This window comes from Streptomyces sp. NPDC051555 (assembly GCF_044454405.1).
In the GTDB taxonomy this organism is placed as follows: Bacteria; Actinomycetota; Actinomycetes; order Streptomycetales; family Streptomycetaceae; genus Streptomyces.
Genome location: NZ_JBITDP010000016.1, coordinates 194,958 through 215,924 on the forward strand (window position 1 = coordinate 194,958; position 20,967 = coordinate 215,924).

17 protein-coding genes are annotated in these 20,967 nt (G+C 70.2%); 13 read left to right on the forward strand and 4 right to left on the reverse strand.

From position 1 onward, the window contains the following. The first annotated feature begins 176 nt into the window (after positions 1–176). The 4 genes from eccB to ACIBEA_RS29040 all read left to right on the forward strand — a co-directional run bounded on the left by eccB (position 177) and on the right by ACIBEA_RS29040 (position 3,895). Entirely contained in the window at positions 177–1,784 is a 1,608-nt protein-coding gene (gene eccB, locus ACIBEA_RS29025; protein WP_399265851.1) for a type VII secretion protein EccB, read from the forward strand. A 14-nt stretch (positions 1,785–1,798) separates the two neighbouring features. Further along, positions 1,799–3,106 (forward strand): type VII secretion-associated serine protease mycosin, encoded by a 1,308-nt coding sequence (gene mycP, locus ACIBEA_RS29030; protein ID WP_399265886.1) that lies wholly within the window; start codon positions 1,799–1,801, stop codon positions 3,104–3,106. Positions 3,107–3,229: 123 nt separating this feature from the next. Further along, complete coding sequence (locus ACIBEA_RS29035; protein WP_385779790.1) at positions 3,230–3,556, forward strand: WXG100 family type VII secretion target; 327 nt, start codon at positions 3,230–3,232, stop codon at positions 3,554–3,556. A gap of 48 nt (positions 3,557–3,604) precedes the next feature. Beyond that, the gene (locus ACIBEA_RS29040) at positions 3,605–3,895 is read left to right on the forward strand and encodes a WXG100 family type VII secretion target (RefSeq protein WP_354383793.1); all 291 of its coding nucleotides are present in this window, start codon (positions 3,605–3,607) and stop codon (positions 3,893–3,895) included. Between the two features lie 89 nt (positions 3,896–3,984). On the opposite strand, the gene ACIBEA_RS29045 is transcribed toward ACIBEA_RS29040, so the two are convergent. Together ACIBEA_RS29045 and eccCa are read right to left on the reverse strand one after the other, a co-directional pair. Beyond that, a complete protein-coding gene (locus ACIBEA_RS29045) occupies positions 3,985–4,218 on the reverse strand; it encodes a DUF397 domain-containing protein (protein ID WP_399265854.1) in 234 nt (77 codons plus the stop codon). A 111-nt stretch (positions 4,219–4,329) separates the two neighbouring features. Beyond that, positions 4,330–8,283, reverse strand: a complete 3,954-nt coding sequence (eccCa, locus tag ACIBEA_RS29050; RefSeq protein ID WP_399265856.1) for a type VII secretion protein EccCa — start codon at positions 8,281–8,283, stop codon at positions 4,330–4,332. A gap of 219 nt (positions 8,284–8,502) precedes the next feature. Here eccCa and eccD point away from each other — a divergent pair, with 219 nt between their 5' ends. From eccD to ACIBEA_RS29080, 6 genes are all read left to right on the forward strand, one after another. Next, positions 8,503–10,005, forward strand: coding sequence for a type VII secretion integral membrane protein EccD (eccD, locus tag ACIBEA_RS29055; RefSeq protein ID WP_399265858.1), 1,503 nt, complete (start codon positions 8,503–8,505; stop codon positions 10,003–10,005). A gap of 184 nt (positions 10,006–10,189) precedes the next feature. Continuing rightward, complete coding sequence (rpsO, locus tag ACIBEA_RS29060; RefSeq protein ID WP_330332947.1) at positions 10,190–10,477, forward strand: 30S ribosomal protein S15; 288 nt, start codon at positions 10,190–10,192, stop codon at positions 10,475–10,477. A 286-nt stretch (positions 10,478–10,763) separates the two neighbouring features. Continuing rightward, positions 10,764–12,986: a polyribonucleotide nucleotidyltransferase gene (locus ACIBEA_RS29065; RefSeq protein ID WP_399265888.1), complete on the forward strand. Its 2,223-nt coding sequence runs from the start codon at positions 10,764–10,766 to the stop codon at positions 12,984–12,986. Continuing rightward, positions 12,983–14,359, forward strand: a complete 1,377-nt coding sequence (locus tag ACIBEA_RS29070) for a M16 family metallopeptidase (RefSeq protein WP_399265860.1) — start codon at positions 12,983–12,985, stop codon at positions 14,357–14,359. The genes ACIBEA_RS29065 and ACIBEA_RS29070 overlap by 4 nt, the downstream gene beginning before the upstream one ends. Before the next feature lie 37 nt (positions 14,360–14,396). Beyond that, the gene (dapB, locus tag ACIBEA_RS29075) at positions 14,397–15,149 is read left to right on the forward strand and encodes a 4-hydroxy-tetrahydrodipicolinate reductase (RefSeq protein ID WP_399265862.1); all 753 of its coding nucleotides are present in this window, start codon (positions 14,397–14,399) and stop codon (positions 15,147–15,149) included. Between the two features lie 19 nt (positions 15,150–15,168). Then, a complete protein-coding gene (locus tag ACIBEA_RS29080; protein WP_399265864.1) occupies positions 15,169–15,621 on the forward strand; it encodes a hypothetical protein in 453 nt (150 codons plus the stop codon). A gap of 46 nt (positions 15,622–15,667) precedes the next feature. On the opposite strand, the gene ACIBEA_RS29085 is transcribed toward ACIBEA_RS29080, so the two are convergent. Both ACIBEA_RS29085 and ACIBEA_RS29090 read right to left on the reverse strand, forming a co-directional pair. Next, on the reverse strand, positions 15,668–16,228 hold the full coding sequence (locus tag ACIBEA_RS29085) for a hypothetical protein (protein ID WP_399265866.1): 561 nt from the start codon (positions 16,226–16,228) through the stop codon (positions 15,668–15,670). Between the two features lie 104 nt (positions 16,229–16,332). Beyond that, positions 16,333–16,572 carry a hypothetical protein gene (locus ACIBEA_RS29090; protein ID WP_385787470.1) on the reverse strand — a complete coding sequence of 80 codons (240 nt, stop codon included), beginning with the start codon at positions 16,570–16,572 and terminating at the stop codon, positions 16,333–16,335. A gap of 229 nt (positions 16,573–16,801) precedes the next feature. On the opposite strand from ACIBEA_RS29090, the gene thyX reads away from it, so the two are divergent. From thyX to ACIBEA_RS29105, 3 genes are all read left to right on the forward strand, one after another. Beyond that, positions 16,802–17,542, forward strand: coding sequence for an FAD-dependent thymidylate synthase (gene thyX, locus ACIBEA_RS29095; RefSeq protein WP_399265868.1), 741 nt, complete (start codon positions 16,802–16,804; stop codon positions 17,540–17,542). A 236-nt stretch (positions 17,543–17,778) separates the two neighbouring features. Further along, on the forward strand, positions 17,779–18,678 hold the full coding sequence (dapA, locus tag ACIBEA_RS29100) for a 4-hydroxy-tetrahydrodipicolinate synthase (RefSeq protein ID WP_399265870.1): 900 nt from the start codon (positions 17,779–17,781) through the stop codon (positions 18,676–18,678). A gap of 153 nt (positions 18,679–18,831) precedes the next feature. Beyond that, entirely contained in the window at positions 18,832–20,517 is a 1,686-nt protein-coding gene (locus ACIBEA_RS29105) for a ribonuclease J (protein WP_399265872.1), read from the forward strand. The last annotated feature ends 450 nt before the right edge of the window (positions 20,518–20,967 follow it).

The window sequence follows — 20,967 nt, forward strand, 5'->3', positions numbered from 1 at the left end:
CCCTAACCACCCCAACAAGCCCTGATTACCCCGGTACGGGAGGCACGGAGCGGCGTCCTCACCCTACCCGGCCCCTGCGCACCCTCCGTCAACAGGCATAGTAGGTGCCCGGTCCGACAATCGAGGCTCGGGGACCGGACCCACCGACCGGGCCGTGCGGGGAGAAGCAGGCGGTCATGGCATCACGACGCGATGAGCTGAACGCGTACACCTTTGCGAAGCGGCGCACCGTTGCCGCGTTCCTCCAGCCGTCCGCCACCGGCACCGAGGAGGGCGCGCCGCGCCCCCTGCGCGCGGCCGTGCCGGGGCTGGTGGTCGGAGCGCTGATCCTCGCCGCGTTCGGCGCGTGGGGCATGTTCAAGTCCCAGGCCCCCAAGGGATGGGCCGAGCCGGGCGCGAAGGTCATCGTCGGCAAGAACTCGACGACCCGGTACGTGGTCCTCACCACGAAGGACGGCGGCAAGACGCAGACCCGGCTGCACCCCGTCCTCAACCTGGCGTCCGCCCGGCTGCTCCTGGACCCGGACAAGTTCCAGGTCATCCAGGTCGACGACAAGCTCCTCGACGGGGGCAAGCCCCCGCGCGGCCCGATCATCGGCATCCCCTACGCCCCCGACCGGCTGCCCGCCCCCGCCGACGCGGGCAAGGCCAAGCGCTGGGCCGTCTGCCAGCAGCCGGGCGGCAACGGACACGGCGTGCAGAGCGCCACCTTCGTCCTCGCCGACCGCGAGGCCCCCCTGCTGGACGACGCCCGCCGGGTCGCCGACGGCCAGGTGCTCTACGTCCAGAGCTCCGGCCCGACCAAGGAACGCTTCCTGATCGACGCCACGGGCACCAGGTACAAGTTCCCCGAGGGCGCGGCCGGCAGCCCGGCGGCCTCCGACGCCCAGAAGCTCACCAACGCCCTGGTCGGCAGCGGCACTCCGCAACAGGTCACCGACCAGTGGCTGGCCACCCTGAAGCCGGGCGAGGACCTCGGCTTCCCGCAACTGCCCGGCACCGTGGGCGCGGACGCGGGCGTGTCCGGGCTCAGCACCGCCGACAACCGGGTGGGCATGGTGCTGCGCGCCGTCACCGGCTCCGGCCCGCAGCACTACGTGGTGCTGCCCGGCGGCAAGGTCTCCCCGGTCACCGAGTTCGTCGCCTGGCTGCTCATCAACGCGCCCGCGACCGACAAGCTCAACATGACGGGCAAGCCGCGCGAGGTGGACCTGCAGTCCCTCAGCCCGGACCCCGTCCCCTTCCGGGGCGACGCCCGCTGGCCCGCGAAGAAGTCCGCCCAGATCAACCGGACCCCCGCACCCGGCACCCCCGCCCCCGCCGCGGGCTCCGGCCAGAGCCCCGACCGCGACACCGTCTGCAACGTCCTGCGCGGCGTCGACGGCCAGGGCAACCAGACGATGAGCACCTGGGCGGGCACCGGCTTCCCCGTCGACATCACCGCGAGCGGCACCAGCGCCTACGTCACCCCCGGCTCGGGGCTCCTCTACACCCAGACCCAGGGCAACCAGGGCACCGCCGGCGGCACCCTCTTCCTCGTGACCGACACCGGCCTGCGGTACGCCGTCCAGGCCAACGGGGACAGCGACGCCGAGCACTCGAAGATCGGCGCGTCCGACCCCAAGGCGAAGGGTTCCGACGGCCGCCCCGAAGCCAGCCAGGCACAGATCCGGCTGGGCTACGGGAACGTCGTACCGACCCTGGTGCCGATCGCGTGGTCCGAGTTCCTGTCGAAGGGCCCCCGGCTGGACACCAACGCCGCGCGCCAGCCCCAGGGTTCGTGAGGACGCCGATGTCGATGCCCATCCCCGAGCCGACCCCGAAGTCGAAGGCGAAGGCGGCGCGCCGCCGGGTCGCGCTCCGCGCCACGGCCCTCGCCCTGACCTCCGCGGCGACCCTGACGTCCGCCGCCGTCGCGGCGGCGGCCCCGACCGCCGACCCGCGCCCCGCCGGGGCGGTCCCCGCGGTCCGGCTCGCCGGCGCGGGCGAGTGCACCTTCCCCATGAAGAAGCAGATCGCGGACCGCCCCTGGGCCCTCCAGCGCCTGCTGCTGGACGCGCTGTGGGCGAAGACGAAGGGCAAGGGCGTCCGGGTCGCCGTCATCGACACCGGCGTGGACCGGGTCAACCCGCAGCTGGCCTCCGCCGTGGACGTCGGGGCGGGCAAGGACTACATCGATCCCAAGGGCGGCGACGGCACGACCGATACCGTCGGCCACGGCACCAAGGTGGCCGGCCTGATCGCGGCCCGCCCGCAGGAGGGCACCGGATTCGTCGGGCTGGCCCCCGAGGCCACGATCATCCCGATCCGGCAGAACGACGACAAGGAAACCGGCAAGGCCGACACCCTGGCCGCCGCGATCCGACACGCGATCGCCCAGAAGGCCCAGGTCATCAACATCTCGCAGGACACCACCCTGCCGATGGCCGAGGAATCCGACCTCGGCAAGGCCGTCAAGGAGGCCGTGGCCGCCGACATCGTCGTGGTCGCCTCCGCGGGCAACGACGGCATGGACGGCCAGAAGCGCAAGACCTACCCGGCCGCCTTCCCCGGCGTGCTCGCCGTCGCCTCCGTGGACCGCAACAACGAGCGCGCCGCCTTCTCCCAGCCGGGCCCCTTCGTCGGCGTCGCGGCGCCCGGTGTGGACATGGTCTCGACCGTTCCCGGCTTCGGCCAGTGCGTGGACAACGGCACCAGCTTCTCCGCGCCGTACGTCGCCGGCCTCGCGGCCCTGCTGCGCGCCCAGAACCCCAAGTGGACCGCCCCGCAGATCATCTGGCAGATCGAGCAGTCCGCCGAGCGCGCCGTCAACGGCCGTGACGACTACGTCGGTTGGGGAGTCGTCGACCCGGTCCGCGCGGTCGCCACGGACAGCGCCGCACCGCCGGCCGGGCCGCCGAGTGCGGACCCGGGACCGCCGCCCGCGGCAGCTCCCGAAGCCGCGCCGCTCGTCCTCGACGAGACCGCGCAGGAGCGCCAGGCGCGCGTGGGGACGTACGCTCTGGGAATTGGATCCGTCGTGATCGCCGTCATCGCGGGAGCGGCGGCGGTGGCCCGGGAGACGCGTCGCAGAAGGCGCCGAACCGGACCAAGCGCCCCTGCGTAGGCCGGAACGCGGGTTTGCACTCCGGGAACCGAGCACCTGCCCGGGCATACTTGTTGGGCCTGTCCTATGAAGTGGCTACAGTGTCAGTGGACTTCACAAGTGTGATGACGGGAGAGAACCGACATGGCGATGAACCTTCAAGTCGATGACGAAAAGAAGGTCAAGCTCGCAGATGAGATCAACACGTACCACTCTGATCTCTCGGGCCGCATCAACCGCCTGAACGACGTCGTCGACCGCATCCAGGCCGGCTGGCAGGGTGCCGCCAGCAAGGAGTACGACGTACTCCAGCGCGGCGTCAACGACAACATGAACAAGATCAAGCAGCGCCTGATCGAGCTGGAAGACGCCATGCGCATGAGCGTCAAGGGCTTCACCGCCCAGGAGCAGGAGCGCATCGCCGAGATCCGCAAGGTCGGCGGCAACACCAGCTCCATCCTCGGCGTCTGACGCACGCCCGCACGGCTGTAACGAACCACAACGGGAGGGAAGACAGCGATGTCACTCGCAGTCAATTACGACACCGTCGCGACCGCCGCGTCCGACGTGCGCACCACCAGCTCGCAGCTCAGCCAGGGGCTCGAGAACCTGATGAACAAGGTGAAGACCGTCGCCGAGAGCTGGGAGGGTGAGGCCAAGACCGCCTACCTCGAGATCCAGCGCGACGTCACCACCAACATGGACCAGATGAACGCGAAGCTGGGCAACATCGCGAACCTGCTCGACAGCTCGCTCGTCGGCTACCAGGACACCGACCGCGGCAACGCGACGCGTTTCCGGATGGTCTGACCGGCAGCACCCCGAACGTACGAGAGGGGCCCGCGCACTCGGTGCGCGGGCCCCTCTCGTACGTGTACGACGTCCCGGAGCCAGGATGCTCAGCGGAGGTCGAACTCCCCGTCGCGGGCGCCGAGTACGAAGGCGGTCCACTCCGCCTCGGTGTAGCGCAGCACCGTCTCCGGATCCAGCGAGGACCGCATCGCCACCGCACCCTCGGGCAGGTGCGCGATCTCGACCCGCTCCTCGTGCTCCTCGGTGCCCGGAGCGCTGGTCCACTCCACGCCCGAAATATCCAGGGCGTACAGCGCGTCCTTCTCGTGTGCGTCAGCCATCGGCACGAATTCCTCTCGGCGGTGCGGGTGGTCACTGCGCGGCCACTCCCCGCATCGTACGTGCGCCCGCCCCGCCCGTCAGCGGTACTGGACCACCCGCACCGCCCTGTGCTAACGGTCCGCCAGCCAGCCCGCCTGGATCAGCGGGGTGCCGCGCTTGCGGGAGACGAAGGTGCCGCGCCCCGGGGGCATCGGGCGGGCCCGGACGTTGCCCAGGATGTCGCCCTCGTTGCGGTCGCCGGACAGGATCAGGCCCTGCGCGCCCAGCTCCTTGACCCGCTGCATGAACGGTTCGTACGCACCCCGCGACGCACCCGCCGAGGAGCGGGCCACGATGAAGCGGATGCCCACGTCCCGCGCGAACGGCAGGTTCTCCACCAGCTGCGACAGCGGGTTCGAGGTGCTCGTCGACACCAGCTCGTAGTCGTCGATGATCACGAACAGCTCCGGGCCGGTCCACCAGCTCCGGTCGCGCAGCTGCTGCGGGGTGATGTCCGGGCCCGGGGCGCGCTTGCCCATGACCGTCGCGATCGCCTCCATGTGCATCTGCATGGCCGAGGCCATCGGCGCGTACTCCAACAGGTGCGAGGACGGCACCGCCTCCAGCAGGGTGCGCCGGTAGTCACCGACCACGATCCGCGCCTGCTCCGGTGTGTAGCGCTCGCTGATCTGCTTCGCGATCAGCCGCAGCAGCGCCGTCTTGCCCGACTCGCTCTCACCGAAGATCAGGAAGAACGGGTCGGTCTCGAAGTCGATGAAGACCGGTTCCAGGTTGGTCTCGTCGATGCCGATCGCGATGCCGTGCTCCGGATACTCGAAGCCCTTCGGCAGCCGGTCCGCGGGCAGCTTGCGCGGCAGCAGCCGTACCGCCGGCGCCCCCGGCCCCGACCAGCCCGTCCGCACGGACTCCACGAACGCGGCGGTCGCGTCCGACATCCCGTCCGGCCCCGCCTGCCCGTCCACCCGCGGCAGCGCCGACATGAAGTGCAGCTTCTCCGGCACCTGGCCCCGGCCCGGCGCGCCCTGCGGCACGTTCGCCGCGACCTTGCGGTCGAACTCGGAGTCCATGACGTCACCGAGGCGCAACTCCAGCCGTCCCAGGATCTGGTCCTTGAGCGCCGCGCGCACCTCCATGTACCGGGAGGCGGTCAGCACCACGTGGATGCCGTAGCCCAGCCCGCGCGCCGCGATGTCCGCGACCACCGGCTCCAGGTGCTCGTAGTCGTTCTTGAACTGGCCCCAGCCGTCGATCAACAGGAAGACGTCACCGAACGCCTCCTCCGCCAGGTCGCCCGAGGCCCGCCGCCGCCGGTAGGTGCCGATCGAGTCGATCGCGTGCGCGCGGAAGAACTCCTCGCGCCGGTTCAGCACGCCCGCGACCTCCGCGACCGTGCGCCGCACCCGCTCCGGGTCCAGCCGGGAGGCGATCCCGCCCACGTGCGGCAGGTCCTGCACCGCGGAGAAACCGCCGCCGCCGAAGTCCAGACCGTAGATCTGCACCTCGCGGGGGGTGTGCGTGAGCGCGAACGAGGACACCAGCGTCCGCATCAGCGTCGACTTGCCCGACTGCGGACCACCGACGATCAGCAGGTGGCCGGCGGCGCCCGAGAAGTCCCGGTAGAGCACCTCGCGCCGCTGCTCGAAGGGCTTGTCGATCAGGCCGAGCGGCACGACGAGCCCGCCGGGCCGCGTGTAGCCCTCCGCGTGCAGCCCGCGCTCCGCCGTGCCGGCCAGCGCGGGCAGCAGCTGGTCCAGCGGCGGCGCCTGGTCGAGCGGCGGCAACCACACCTGGTGCGCGGGCACGCCCTGGCCCTCCAGCCGCGCCACGATCACGTCGAGCACCGTGTCCGCGAGCGCGTCGTCCGCGCGCGCGGCCTGCGCCGCCAGGTACGCCGGGTCCGGCGCCGCGTACACCACCGGCACCGGCGTCGCCGTGAACAGCGCGGGCCGCCGCTCCAGCGGGAACCGGCCCACCGACAGGTCCGGCCCGGCCGAGCGGTAGGTGCCCGAGACGTACGCCGCCTTGAAGCGGGTCATCTCGTCCGTGCCGAACTTCAGGTATCCCGAACCGGGCACCGACGGCAGGTGGTAGGCGTCCGGCACGCCGATCGCCGTCCGCGACTCCGCCGCCGAGAAGGTCCGCAGACCGATCCGGTAGGACAGGTAGGTGTCCAGGCCGCGGAGCTTGCCCTCCTCCAACCGCTGCGAGGCCAGCAGCAGGTGCACGCCCAGCGACCGGCCGATCCGGCCGATCTGGATGAACATGTCGATGAAGTCGGGCTTCGCCGTCAGGAGTTCGCTGAACTCGTCGATGACGAGCACCAGCGCGGCCAGCGGCTCCAGCGGCGCGCCCGCCGCCCGCGCCTTCTCGTAGTCGTGCATGTTGGCGTAGTTGCCCGCCGACCGCAGCAGCTCCTGGCGCCGCTGGAGCTCGCCGCGGATCGAATCGCCCATGCGGTCCACGAGGGTCAGGTCGTCGGCCAGGTTGGTGATGACCGCCGCCACGTGCGGCATCTGCGACATGCCCGTGAAGGTCGCACCGCCCTTGAAGTCCGCGAGGACGAAGTTCAGCGTCTCCGAGGTGTGCGTGACCGCCAGGCCCAGCACCAGCGTGCGCAGCAGCTCCGACTTGCCGGAACCGGTCGCGCCGACGCACAGGCCGTGCGGCCCCATGCCCTCCTGCGCCGCCTCCTTGAGGTCCAGCATCACCGGGGCGCCGCCCTCGCCGACCCCGATCGGCACGCGCAGCCGCTCACCGGCGGAGCGCGGCCGCCAGGTCCGCGCCACGTCGATCGAGCCCGCGTCGCCCAGGTTCAACAGGTCGGTGAAGTCCAGGTTGGCGAGCAGCGGCTCGTCGTCGTCCCCACCGCCCGTGCGCAACGGCGCCAGCTGGCGCGCCAACGCCTCGGCCGCGGGCAGCGACAGGACGTCGGGCACGCCCTCGTACGCGATCCCCGCACCCGACTCCAGCCGCAGCCGGCCGGGCCGCACCACGACGGAGAGCCCGCCGCGCGGCTCGTCCAGCTCGCCCGGGACCACCTCGACGATGGTGATCCCCTGCAACCCCTCGGCCGCCGCGAACACCGAATCCGGCGGCACCATCCCGCCGTCGAGCACCACCACGATGTGCGGCTGGTCCAGCACCGGCTGCACGTCCCGGCTGAACCGCGGCCGCCCGTCCAACCGCGCCGCGAGGAGGTCCTCGATCTCACCCAGGTCGTCCCCGAACAACCGCTTCGTGCCGGCGCCGTCCACCTGACCGGGCACCTGCGTGTGCGGCAGCCACTTCGTCCAGTCCCACACCGGCACCGCACCCGGCGCGGCCACCACGGCCACCATCAGGTCCTCGGGGGAGTGCAGCGTCGCCAGCTGGGCGACCAGCGCCCGCGCCGTGCCCCGCGCCGCCTCCGGCTCACCGGACACCGTCACGTGGTAGAACGCCCGCACCGACACCGCCACCGGCAGCCCGTCCAGCGAGGAGTGCACCTTCAGGAAGCGCTGCATCGCGCCCGCCGTCAGCGGCTCCAGCTCGTCCACCGGCGCCGTGTCCGGCGCCACCAGCGGCGTCGCCAGCCGCTGCGCACCCAAGCCCAGCCGGGCCTGTCCGAAGTCCTCGTCGCCGACCCGGCGCTCCCACAGCCGCGAGCCCTCGGCCACCACCGACCACAGCTGCTCGGGGGCCGGGTGCAGGTACAGCTGCGCGTCGCGCTGCGAGCGCGCGGTCCGCCGCACCTGGCGCCGCGTCTGCGCGAGGTACTTGAGGTAGTCGCGGCGCACGTCGGCCATTTGCCCCTGCGTACCGCGCCGGTACCGCATGATCTGCGCGATCACCATGCCCACCGTCGACACCAGCATCAGCACACCCATGATGCGCATGAACGACGGCACGTTCGGCATGAAGAAGAACACGACGGAAGAGCCCATGCCGAGCATCGGCAGGAGCTGCATCGCCATGCCTTCCTGCTGCCCGCGCGGCAGCTCGGGGGGAGGCTCCAGGTGCAGTTCGTCCGAAGGTACTTCGGGCGGCAGCGACCGCGGCGGGCGTTTGACGACGATCTGGCTCACCGGAGCATCAATCCCTCGAAAACGGACGGGACGTCGATACCGGCGCCCCCAAGTCCCGGGTGCGGAGCGGGTGTCCTCCGCGCGGAGGTGATCCTACTTGCCGACAGTCCGCCTTATGCCCGGTAGGGTGGCCGCGCGCAGCATGCGCATCCGCGAATCCGCAGTGCGGCAGGTGTCGGCGCCACGCCGGACGAGTCCGCCAACCAGGGGGTCACACAGGTGAGTACGGCCGCAACGACGGGTTTCTGCAGGGTCACCGTCGTGGCCCCGGACAGCCGCATCGACGTCGCCCTCCCCGAGGACATCGCCGTCGCCGACGTCTATCCCGAGCTGCTCCGCCTCACCGGCCAGACCCAGCCCGTCGGCGCCCCCACCGGCTACCACCTGGTGCGCCGCGACGGCACCGTCCTCGACGGCGCCCGCACCCTGGCCGGCCAGCAGGTGCTCGACGGCGAAGTGCTGAGCCTGCGCCCCTTCGCCGAATCGCTGCCGCCCGCCGTCTTCGACGACGTCTCCGACGCCGTCGCCTCGGCCGTGGTCCGCGACCGGCACCGCTGGAGCGACGACATGCTGCGCGGCGCGGGCCTGGCCGGCGCCGTCCTGCTGCTCGTCCTGATCGGCTTCGTCCTCTGGTACGCCGACCCCGTCCGCCACGACATGCACGGCCTGCCCGGCATCATCGCCGGCACCCTCGGCCTGCTGCTCACCGCGACCGCCGGCCTGCGCGCCCGGGTCTACCGCGACCGCGGCTCCGCCGTCGCCCTCGGCCTCGGCGCCCTCCCGCTCCTGCTGATCGCGGGCTCCGGGATCATCGGGCCCGACCCGGGCCAGGGACCCGGCCGGCTCCAGTTCCTGCTGGGCTGCGTCGTCGTCCTGGTCGCCTCGGTCGCCCTGGCCGCCCTCACCCCCAGCGGCGACGCCCCCTTCGTCGCGGCCACCTTCCTCGGCGCCACCGGCACGATCGCCACCTTCGTCGCGATCCTCACCGAGGCCTCCGCGACCGCGACCGCCTCCGTCTGCGCCCCCACCGCCATCGCCCTGGTCGCCTTCCTCCCCGGCCTCTCCGCGCGCTTCGCCCGGCTGCCCATCGGCTACGCCGCCCCGCAGAGCTCAGTGGAGGACTACGAGACCCCGGACCGCTTCGAGGGCGAGCCCTACGGCGACCCCTCCTCGGACCCCTCCGAGCAGGGCGCCCCGCTGGACGCCGAGCTGATCGCCGCCCAGGCCCGCCGCGGTCACGAGATGCTGCTCGGCCTGGTCGGCGGCTGCGCCGCGGTCGTCGTCGGATCCGCCGCCGTGCTCGGCTTCTCCCACAACCTGTGGGGCCAGCTCCTCGCCCTGGGCGCCGGACTGGCCATGCTGCTGCGCGCCCGCCTCTTCCGTTACACCTCGCAGGTGGTGTGCGCCCTGACCGCCGGGCTCGCCGCCATCGCCCTGCTCGTCCTCGGGCTGGCCCTGAACCCGCCGACCGCCCTGCTGGACGACCTGTACAAGTACGGGGAGCACGGCGGCCTGGACATCCGTACGATCTGGCTCTCGGCCGCCGTCGCCGCGGGTGCCGCGCTGCTCGCCATGATCGCGCTGGTCATCCCGAGCAAGGGCCTGTCACCCTTCTGGGGCCGACTCCTCGACCTCACCGAGGCCGCCGTGCTGCTCAGCCTGGTCCCGCTCTGCCTGGCCGTCCTCGACGTCTACACCGCGGCCCGCTCGCTCACCAGCTGAGACGGGCCGCTCCGGCGGCCTGGTACTGTGGGTGACGGCCGCTTGTGTACGCGTTCCCGGAGCCTTCTCACGAAGCCTCTGAAGATCTGCGCCCAGCGGACCCGCCTCCCGAGTTACGGAAGCTCCCCAGAGAATTCGACCTGGGGCACTCGGTGGCTACGAAGACCTATCACGAGGAGTACGCGTGCCGCTCGACGCCGCTACGAAGAAGCAGATCATGACCGAGTTCGGCACCAAGGAGGGCGACACCGGCTCCCCCGAGGTGCAGGTCGCGATGCTCTCCCGCCGCATCTCGGACCTGACCGAGCACCTGAAGGCCCACAAGCACGACCACCACTCGCGTCGTGGCCTGCTGATCCTGGTCGGCCAGCGCCGCCGCCTGCTGCAGTACCTGGCCAAGAAGGACATCGCGCGCTTCCGCATCCTGGTCGAGCGCCTCGGCATCCGCCGCGGTGCCGCGGGCGCCAAGTAAGAACGCCGTGAAGGGAGCGGTTCCCACGATTAGGGGACCGCTCCCTTTGCTGTACGTGCGGGACGTACCGGACGCTTTGTAGTCTGGTCCGCAGCACAACAGAAGAGGAGGAGCGCCCTCCCTACGCCGCCGGTCCTCGGTAGTGGCACCCGGAAGGCCCGAATGCCGGGCCACGAACCGGATGCTTCGATCGAAGACCGGCCCGCACGCAAGGAGCGCTTCTCCGAAAACCGTCCCCCGCCACACGGGCGGAGGACGGGAGACGACGAAAATGGAGAAAACGCTAGTGGAGAACGAGACCCACTACGCCGAGGCCGTCATTGACAACGGTTCCTTCGGCACCCGCACCATCCGCTTCGAGACGGGCCGTCTGGCCCGCCAGGCCGCCGGCTCCGCCGTTGCCTACCTGGACGACGACACGATGGTGCTGTCCGCCACCACCGCGTCGAAGAAGCCCAAGGACCAGCTCGACTTCTTCCCCCTGACGGTGGACGTCGAGGAGCGGCAGTACGCGGCCGGCAAGATCCCCGGCTCCTTCTTCCGTCGTGAGGGCCGGCCCTCCGAGGACGCGATCCTCACCTGCCGCCTGATCGACCGCCCGCTGCGTCCTTCCTTCAAGAAGGGCCTGCGCAACGAGATCCAGGTCGTCGCCACGATCATGGCGCTCAACCCGGACCACCTGTACGACGTCATCGCGATCAACGCCGCGTCCGCGTCCACGCAGCTGGCCGGTCTGCCCTTCTCCGGCCCGATCGGCGGCGTCCGCGTCGCGCTGATCCGTGGCCAGTGGGTCGCCTTCCCGACGCACACCGAGCTCGAGGACGCCGTCTTCGACATGGTCGTCGCCGGTCGCGTGCTCGACGACGGTGACGTCGCGATCATGATGGTCGAGGCCGAGGCCACCGAGAAGACCATCGCCCTGGTCAAGGACGGCGCCGAGGCGCCGACCGAGGAGGTCGTGGCCGCCGGCCTCGACGCCTCGAAGCCCTTCATCAAGGCCCTCTGCAAGGCGCAGGCCGACCTCGCGTCGAAGGCCGCCAAGCCCACCGGCGAGTTCCCGGTCTTCCTGGACTACCAGGACGACGTCTACGAGGCCCTCTCGGCCGCGGTCAAGGGCGACCTGACCAAGGCGCTCACCATCGCGGGCAAGCAGGACCGCGAGGCCGAGCTGGACCGCATCAAGGAGATCGCCGCCGCGAAGCTCCTCCCGGCCTTCGAAGGCCGCGAGAAGGAGATCTCCGGCGCGTACCGCAGCCTGACCAAGGCCCTGGTCCGCGAGCGCGTCATCAAGGACAAGGTCCGCATCGACGGCCGCGGGCTCACGGACATCCGTACCCTCGCCGCCGAGGTCGAGGCCATCCCGCGCGTGCACGGCTCGGCGCTGTTCGAGCGTGGCGAGACCCAGATCCTGGGCGTCACCACCCTCAACATGCTCCGCATGGAGCAGCAGCTGGACACCCTCTCCCCGGTGACCCGCAAGCGCTACATGCACAACTACAACTTCCCGCCGTACTCGGTCGGCGAGACGGGTCGCGTGGGTTCGCCCAAGCGCCGCGAGATCGGCCACGGCGCGCTCGCCGAGCGCGCGATCGTGCCGGTCCTGCCGACCCGCGAGGAGTTCCCCTACGCGATCCGTCAGGTGTCCGAGGCCCTCGGCTCCAACGGCTCGACCTCCATGGGCTCCGTCTGCGCCTCCACCATGTCGCTGCTGAACGCCGGTGTGCCGCTCAAGGCCCCCGTCGCCGGCATCGCCATGGGTCTGATCTCCCAGGAGATCGACGGCAAGACGCACTACGTCGCCCTCACCGACATCCTCGGTGCGGAGGACGCCTTCGGCGACATGGACTTCAAGGTCGCCGGCACCAAGGAGTTCGTGACCGCCCTCCAGCTGGACACCAAGCTGGACGGCATCCCGGCCTCCGTCCTGGCCGCGGCCCTCACCCAGGCCCGCGACGCCCGCCTCCACATCCTCGACGTGATGATGGAAGCGATCGACACGCCGGACGAGATGTCCCCCAACGCCCCGCGGATCATCACGGTCAAGATCCCCGTGGACAAGATCGGTGAGGTCATCGGCCCCAAGGGCAAGATGATCAACCAGATCCAGGAGGACACCGGCGCCGAGATCACGATCGAGGACGACGGCACCATCTACATCGGCGCCTCCGACGGTCCGGCCGCCGAGGCCGCCCGTGCCACGATCAACCAGATCGCCAACCCGACCATGCCGGAGGTCGGCGAGCGCTACCTGGGTACGGTCGTCAAGACCACCACCTTCGGTGCCTTCGTCTCCCTCATGCCCGGCAAGGACGGCCTCCTGCACATCTCGCAGATCCGCAAGCTCGCCGGTGGCAAGCGCGTGGAGAACGTCGAGGACGTGCTCGCGGTCGGTACCAAGGTCCAGGTCGAGATCGCCGAGATCGACTCCCGTGGCAAGCTGTCGCTGATCCCCGTGATCGACGGCGAAGCGGCCGACGCCGACGCTGACAAGGACGACTCCGACAAGTGATGTCGCGTAGTTCCCGAGTGACGGCCCGCACCTCTTCCGAGGTGCGGGCCGTCGCCCGTACCCAAACCCTGCTCCCGGGCGAGAACGGGATCGGCACGGTCCGCCGCACGACCCTGCCCAACGGACTGCGCATCGTCACCGAGACGCTGCCGTCCGTGCGCTCGGCGACCTTCGGCATCTGGGCCCACGTCGGATCCCGCGACGAGACCCCCACGCTGAACGGCGCCACCCACTACCTGGAGCACCTCCTCTTCAAGGGCACCAAGAAGCGCAGTGCCCTCGACATCTCCTCCTCGATCGACGCGGTCGGCGGAGAGATGAACGCCTTCACGGCGAAGGAGTACACCTGCTACTACGCACGGGTGCTCGACACGGACCTGCCGCTCGCCATCGACGTGGTGTGCGACATGCTCACCGGCTCGCTGATCCGCGAGGAGGACGTCGACGCCGAGCGCGGCGTCATCCTCGAAGAGATCGCGATGACCGAGGACGACCCGGGCGACTGCGTGCACGACCTGTTCGCGCACACCATGCTGGGCGACACCCCGCTGGGCCGTCCCGTCCTCGGCACCGTCGACACGATCAACGCGCTGAGCGCCGACCGGATCCGCCGCTTCTACAAGAAGCACTACGACCCGACGCACCTGGTCGTGGCCGCCGCGGGCAACGTCGACCACGCCAAGGTCGTCCGCCAGGTCCGCGCCGCCTTCGAGCGCGCCGGCTTCGACGGCACCGGCCAGGAGCCCATCGGCCCGCGCACCGGCACCCGCCGGATCCGCGTCGCCGGGCAGGTCGAGCTGGTCAACCGCAAGACCGAGCAGGCCCACGTGGTCCTCGGGATGCCGGGACTCGCCCGCACCGACGAGCGCCGCTGGGCGCTCGGCGTGCTGAACACGGCCCTCGGCGGTGGGATGTCCTCCCGCCTCTTCCAGGAGGTCCGCGAGAAGCGCGGCCTGGCCTACAGCGTGTACTCGTACACCTCCGGCTTCGCCGACACCGGCCTCTTCGGGGTCTACGCGGGCTGCCGCCCCAGCCAGGTCCACGACGTGCTGCGGATCTGCCGGGACGAGCTGGACAAGGTCGCCACCGACGGGCTCACCGACGAGGAGATCCGCCGCGCCATCGGGCAGCTCTCCGGCTCCACGGTCCTCGGCCTGGAGGACACCGGCGCCCTGATGAACCGCATCGGCAAGAGCGAGCTGTGCTGGGGCACCCAGATGTCGGTCTCCGACATGCTGGCCCGGATCGCCGAGGTGACCCCGGACGACGTCCGCGCGGTCGCGCACGATGTACTGGCCCAGCGGCCCTCGCTGTCGGTGATCGGCCCGCTGAAGGAGAAGCAGGCCGCGCGCCTCGACGAAGCGGTCGCGTAGCAACGTACGACGTCACGGACGTAAGGAAGCGAAAGACATGAGCAAGCTGCGCGTGGCCGTCCTCGGTGCCAAGGGCCGGATCGGCTCCGAGGCCGTACGGGCCGTCGAGGCCGCCGAGGACATGGAACTGGTCGCCGCCCTCTCCCGCGGGGACAAGCTGGAGACGCTGGCGGAGGTCGGCGCCGAGGTCGTGGTCGAGCTGACCACCCCCGCCTCCGTCATGGGCAACCTCGACTTCTGCGTGCGCCACGGCATGCACGCGGTCGTCGGCACGACCGGCTGGACCGAGGACCGCCTCGCGCAGCTGAACACCTGGCTCTCCGGTTCGCCGCAGACCGGTGTGCTCATCGCCCCGAACTTCTCCATCGGCGCGGTGCTCACGATGAAGTTCGCGGCCCAGGCCGCGCGCTACTTCGACTCCGTCGAGGTCATCGAGCTGCACCACCCGAACAAGGTCGACGCGCCCTCCGGCACGGCGACCCGCACGGCGCAGCTGATCGCGGCGGCCCGCGCCGAAGCCGGCTGCGCCCCGCAGCCCGACGCGACGGTCACCGCGCTCGACGGCGCCCGCGGCGCCGACGTGGACGGCGTCCGGGTGCACGCGATCCGCCTGGCGGGCCTGCTGGCCCACCAGGAGGTGCTGCTCGGCGGTCAGGGCGAGACCCTGACCCTGCGCCACGACTCCCTGCACCACAGCAGCTTCATGCCGGGCATCCTGCTCGGCGCGCGCCGCGTGACGCAGACCCCGGGCCTCACCTTCGGCCTGGAACACTTCCTCGACCTCGGCTGAGCAGGCAGTAGCACTCCTTATGCGCGCGAAGATCATCTACTTCATCACGGCCGCCGTCCTGGTCTTCTACTTCGTCCTGGCCGGCCGCCAGGGCGTGACCCTGCTGTCCATGGGCACCTGGATCACCGTCCCCCTCGGGCTGTCGGTGCTGGTCCTGCCCGTCGTCGGCGTGTGGTTCCTCTGGAAGAACACGCGGTTCGTCACCCGGGCCAACCAGCTCTCCACCGAGCTGGAGGCCGAGGGCGGGCTGCCCGTGGACGAGTTGGAGCGGGACGAGCACGGCCGGATCCTGCGGGACTCGGCCGACGAGGTCTTCGCGCGCCGCAAGGCCGAGACCGAAGAGGCCCCGGGGGACTGGCGCAACTGGTTCCGCCTCGCCGTGGCCTACCACGACGCACGCGACACCCCGCGGGCCCGCAAGGCCATGCAGCGGGCGATCGCCCTCCACGACGGAAAGGCCGTACAGGTCTGATACCTGTACGGCCCTCCGTGCGGCGTGTGGGTCCGGTGACGCCCGCTCAGCCCACCGGGACGGCCCGGTACTCCTCGGCCCAGGCTTCGACGATGCCCGCGGCACGGTCGAAGGCCTCGGCACGGGCCAGGAAGTCCGCGCTGTGGTCGGTGAGCAGCACCGGGGCCGGGGCCCCGTCGCGCGCGGCCACGGTCAGCGCCTGTCCCTGCACGGTGCGGGGCAGGCCGAGCCAGCGCACCGGTTGCTGGACCGTGCGGACCTCGCCGACCTCGGACCAGGGAATGGAGCGGGTCGAGAAGAAGGCCACCCGGCGCAGCCCCGTACGGCTCACCCAGACGCCCGCGCGCAGCATCCGCAGCGCGGTCGCGATGACCGCGAGGGCGGCGGCGGCACAGACGGCGGCGCCGGCCCATGCGCCCGCGAACGCGATGATCATCGTCGCGAGCAGCATGAACGAGGCCAGCAGGAGCAGTACGGCCGCGATGGCCACCCGCCAGGGGCCGGGCCGGTAGGGCCGACGCCAGCGGTCGGGGTCGTCGTGGGGGAGCGCCGCGTCGGCATCGTCCTCGCCGTCGAGGTGCTCGGCCGTCAGGAAGGGCAGGGGCACGGCTGATCCTCACTCACATGCACATTCGGTAGGGCAGTGCCGGTGAGGCTACCCAGTCCGATCACGGCCGACCACCTCAGGGGGGCCGGACGGGTCGGTACGGCTCAACGCCCTTCGGAGGCCTCGGACTGCTGGGCCTTTTCGGGCGCCTTGTGCGGCTGCAGTGCGGGCATGCCGAAGAGCAATGAGCCGACGAGCCCCGCCACCACGGTCAGTCCGACCAGACTACGGGCGGCGATCTGCCCGAAACCGAGACTCTCGCGTGGCGGCGGGGTGACGTTGCTGCGGAAACGGTCGGCCTCGGCGACGAAGGCAAACGGGACGGGTTCGCGCCGGCGGAACATGGGAGCGACTCTCCTCACGATCGGGCCCTTGGGGCCGGGTGGCGACCCGGGTGGCCACCACTACTCGTAAGGACGTACAACGGGGCCGAACGGTGCCGGATTTCGGCAATTTAGCGGAACTTTATGGCTGGGAGTCAGATGTGGAACGGTCTGTGCCCCGGTCCGGGGACGGGTGCCCGGCGCCGTAGAGTGGTCGCGCCCCAAGCGATGCCCTTTGGAAGGACCCCCGGTGAGCGAGACCGCCGCTTCAGACCTCAAACCCAGCTTCCGCAGTGACGTCACGGTGGAGTTGGTGAAGCACTCCGCCGCCGACACCGACGTGCTGTGGGCGGCCCGGGTCTCCACGGCCGGGGAGCAGTCCCTCGAAGAGCTCCAGAAGGACCCCGAGCGGTCCAAGGGCCTGATCAACTACCTGATGCGGGACCGCCACGGCAGCCCCTTCGAGCACAACTCGATGACCTTCTTCATCAGCGCCCCGATCTTCGTCTTCCGCGAGTTCATGCGCCACCGCGTGGGCTGGTCCTACAACGAGGAGTCGGGCCGCTACAGGGAGCTCCAGCCGGTCTTCTACGTGCCCGACACCGAGCGCAAGCTGGTCCAGGAGGGCCGCCCGGGCAAGTACGTCTTCGTCGACGGCACGGCGGACCAGCAGGAGCTGACCGGCCGCGTCATGGAGGACTCGTACCGACAGGCCTACGAGGCGTACCAGGAGATGCTCGCCGCGGGCGTGGCCCGCGAGGTGGCCCGCGCGGTGCTGCCGGTCGGCCTCTTCTCGTCGATGTACGCCACCTGCAACGCGCGCTCGCTCATGCACTTCCTCGGCCTGCGCACCCAGCACGAGCTGGCGGCGGTCCCGTCCTTCCCGCAGCGGGAGATCGAGATGGTCGGCGAGAAGATGGAAGAGCACTGGGCCTCCCTGATGCCCCTGACCCACGCGGCCTTCAACACCAACGGCCGTGTCGCTCCGTAACGTCGGAATCCCGTGCGGCGCCCGGCACGTACGCATGTGCGGAGACTTGACCAAAGTGTCCGTATTGCGACGTTTCGCAAAGTTCATCTAGGCTGATCAAACGGACCCGGCACTGCTTGAACCCCCGAGCAGGCAGTGCCGGGATCCAACACCACCCGACCTCCAGGGGTCGGCACCCCCCTGTTGACGTCCCCCGAGGGGACACCGCGAGCGTGGCAGCGAGTAGCGTGTTACCCATGGCTCCGATCTCGACTCCGCAGACCCCCTTCGGGCGGGTCCTCACCGCCATGATCACGCCGTTCACGGCGGATGGCGCACTCGACCTCGACGGCGCGCAGCAGCTCGCCGTCCACCTGGTGGACGCAGGCAACGACGGCCTGATCATCAACGGGACCACCGGTGAGTCCCCGACCACCACCGACGCGGAGAAAAACGACCTCGTACGAGCCGTGCTCGAAGCGGTCGGGGACCGCGCCCACGTGGTCGCCGGCATCGGCACCAACGACACCGCCCACACCCTGGAACTGGCCCGCGAGGCCGAGCGCACCGGCGCGCACGGCCTGCTCGCGGTCACGCCGTACTACAGCAAGCCGCCGCAGGAGGGCCTCTACCGGCACTTCACGGCGATCGCCGACGCCACCGGGCTGCCGGTCATGCTCTACGACATCCCCGGTCGCAGTGGTGTCCCGATCAACACCGAAACCATCGTGCGCCTCGCCGAGCACCCGCGTATCGTCGCCAACAAGGACGCCAAGGGTGACCTGGGCCGTGCCAGCTGGGCCATCGCGCAGAGCGGCCTGGCCTGGTACTCCGGCGACGACATGCTGAACCTGCCCCTGCTGTCCGTGGGCGCGGCCGGTTTCGTCTCCGTCGTCGGCCACGTGGTCACCCCCGAGCTGCGCTCCATGCTGGAGGCCTACCTCGGCGGCGACGTGCAGAAGGCGACCGAGATCCACCAGAAGCTGCTCCCGGTCTTCACCGGCATGTTCCGCACGCAGGGCGTCATCACCACCAAGGGCGCGCTGCACCTCCAGGGCCTGCCCGCGGGTCCGCTGCGACTGCCGCTGATCGAGCTGACCGCCGAAGAGACGGCCCAGCTCAAGATCGATCTTGCTGCCGGCGGGGTACAGCTCTGACACCGGGCCCGACGCCGGGCACCACAGACTTCACAACTGAATACGCAGTACCAGAAACACCCACAAGACACACAGCAAGTGCACCTGTGCACGAATGACATGCCCGCCACGTGCCTTCGTAGGTACGTGGCGTGTGTGGTTAAGGAGATACTTTTGAGCCATCCGCACCCTGAACTCGGCCCGCCCCCGAAGCTCGCCAAGGGCGGCCTCCGGGTCACCCCCCTGGGCGGTCTCGGCGAGATCGGTCGCAACATGACCGTCTTCGAGTTCGACGGTCGTCTGCTGATCGTCGACTGCGGCGTCCTCTTCCCCGAAGAGGAGCAGCCGGGCATCGACCTGATCCTTCCGGACTTCTCGTCCATCCGGGATCGCCTCGACGACATCGAGGGCATCGTCCTCACGCACGGCCACGAGGACCACATCGGCGCCGTTCCGTTCCTCCTCCGGGAGAAGCCGGACATCCCGCTGATCGGCTCCAAGCTGACGCTGGCCCTCATCGAGGCGAAGCTCCAGGAGCACCGCATCCGCCCCTACACCCTTGAGGTGAAGGAAGGCGAGCGCGAGAACCTCGGCCCCTTCGACTGCGAATTCATCGCGGTCAACCACTCCATCCCGGACGCCCTGGCCGTGGCCATCCGCACCGGCGCCGGCATGGTCGTGTGCACCGGTGACTTCAAGATGGACCAGCTCCCGCTGGACAACCGCCTCACCGACCTGCACGCCTTCGCGCGTCTGAGCGAAGAGGGCATCGACCTCCTCCTCTCGGACTCCACGAACGCCGAGGTCCCGGGCTTCGTCCCGCCGGAGCGCGAGATCTCGGGCGTCCTGCGCAACGTCTTCGCCGGTGCCAAGAACCGGATCATCGTGGCGAGCTTCGCCAGCCACGTGCACCGGATCCAGCAGATCATCGACGCCGCCCACGAGCACGGCCGCAGGGTCGCCTTCGTCGGCCGCTCGATGGTCCGCAACATGGGCATCGCCCGTGACCTGGGCTACCTGCGGGTCCCGGCCGGTCTCGTCGTGGACGTCAAGACGCTCGACGACCTGCCGGCCCACGAGGTCGTCCTCGTCTGCACCGGTTCGCAGGGCGAGCCGATGGCCGCGCTGTCCCGCATGGCCAACCGCGACCACCAGATCAGGATCGTCCCCGGCGACACCGTGATCCTGGCGTCGTCCCTGATCCCGGGCAACGAGAACGCGGTCTACCGCGTGATCAACGGCCTGACCCGCTGGGGCGCCAACGTCGTCCACAAGGGCAACGCCAAGGTGCACGTCTCGGGCCACGCCTCGGCCGGCGAGCTGTTGTACTTCTACAACATCTGCAAGCCGCGGAACCTCATGCCGGTCCACGGCGAATGGCGCCACCTGCGCGCCAACGCCGAGCTGGGCGCCCTGACGGGTGTCCCGAAGGACCGCATCGTCATCGCCGAGGACGGCGTGGTCGTCGACCTCATCGACGGCAAGGCCAAGATCACGGGCAAGGTCCAGGCCGGCTACGTGTACGTCGACGGCCTCTCGGTCGGCGACGTCACCGAGGCCTCCCTCAAGGACCGCCGCATCCTCGGCGACGAGGGCATCATCTCGGTCTACGTCGTGGTGGACAGCACCACGGGCAAGATCGTGAGCGGCCCGAACATCCAGGCCAGGGGCTCCGGCATCGAGGACTCGGCCTTCGCCGCGGTCCTGCCGAAGATCGAGGAGTCCATCGCCCGCGCGGCGGCGGACGGCGTGGCGGAGCCGCACCAGATCCAGCAGCTCATCCGCCGCACCATGGGCAAGTGGGTCTCGGACGGCTACCGCCGCCGCCCGATGATCCTCCCCGTCGTGGTCGAGGTCTGACGCTCTCCGTAGCGACCTCGTAGCGTCCTCACTGGAGCGGGGCAACCGGATTTGCGTCCGGGGGCCCCGCTCCAGTACGTTTACGTCTCCCGCCTCGAAGGAACCTGTGAGCACTCACGTGCCCGGGCACACCCACGAGCGCGGGTAAATCAGCCCAGGGAAACCTGATAAGGTCTGAATCTCCCGAAAGGGAAGGCCCCCAACGGTCACCGAATTCGAATTCAACTCCGGTAAACGGAGCGGGAAAAGAATCTGGTAGAGTTGGAATCGCCGGAAAGGGAAACGCGAAAGCGAAGAACTGGAAAGCGAAAAAGCAAGATCCCGCTTCGACCGGGAATCGGACACGAAAGAGTCTGAAAGAGTCTGATAGAGTCGGAAACGAAGAACGAAGCCCGGAGGAAAGCCCGCGAGGGTAAGTACAAAGGAAGCGTCCGTTCCTTGAGAACTCAA

Coding starts and splice junctions, on each gene's coding strand:
- eccB (WP_399265851.1), top strand. CDS start 177: ATGGCATCACGACGCGATGAGCTGAACGCGTACACCTTTGCGAAGCGG.
- mycP (WP_399265886.1), top strand. CDS start 1,799: ATGCCCATCCCCGAGCCGACCCCGAAGTCGAAGGCGAAGGCGGCGCGC.
- ACIBEA_RS29035 (WP_385779790.1), top strand. CDS start 3,230: ATGGCGATGAACCTTCAAGTCGATGACGAAAAGAAGGTCAAGCTCGCA.
- ACIBEA_RS29040 (WP_354383793.1), top strand. CDS start 3,605: ATGTCACTCGCAGTCAATTACGACACCGTCGCGACCGCCGCGTCCGAC.
- ACIBEA_RS29045 (WP_399265854.1), bottom strand. CDS start 4,218: ATGGCTGACGCACACGAGAAGGACGCGCTGTACGCCCTGGATATTTCG.
- dapB (WP_399265862.1), top strand. CDS start 14,397: ATGAGCAAGCTGCGCGTGGCCGTCCTCGGTGCCAAGGGCCGGATCGGC.
- ACIBEA_RS29080 (WP_399265864.1), top strand. CDS start 15,169: ATGCGCGCGAAGATCATCTACTTCATCACGGCCGCCGTCCTGGTCTTC.
- ACIBEA_RS29090 (WP_385787470.1), bottom strand. CDS start 16,572: ATGTTCCGCCGGCGCGAACCCGTCCCGTTTGCCTTCGTCGCCGAGGCC.
- dapA (WP_399265870.1), top strand. CDS start 17,779: ATGGCTCCGATCTCGACTCCGCAGACCCCCTTCGGGCGGGTCCTCACC.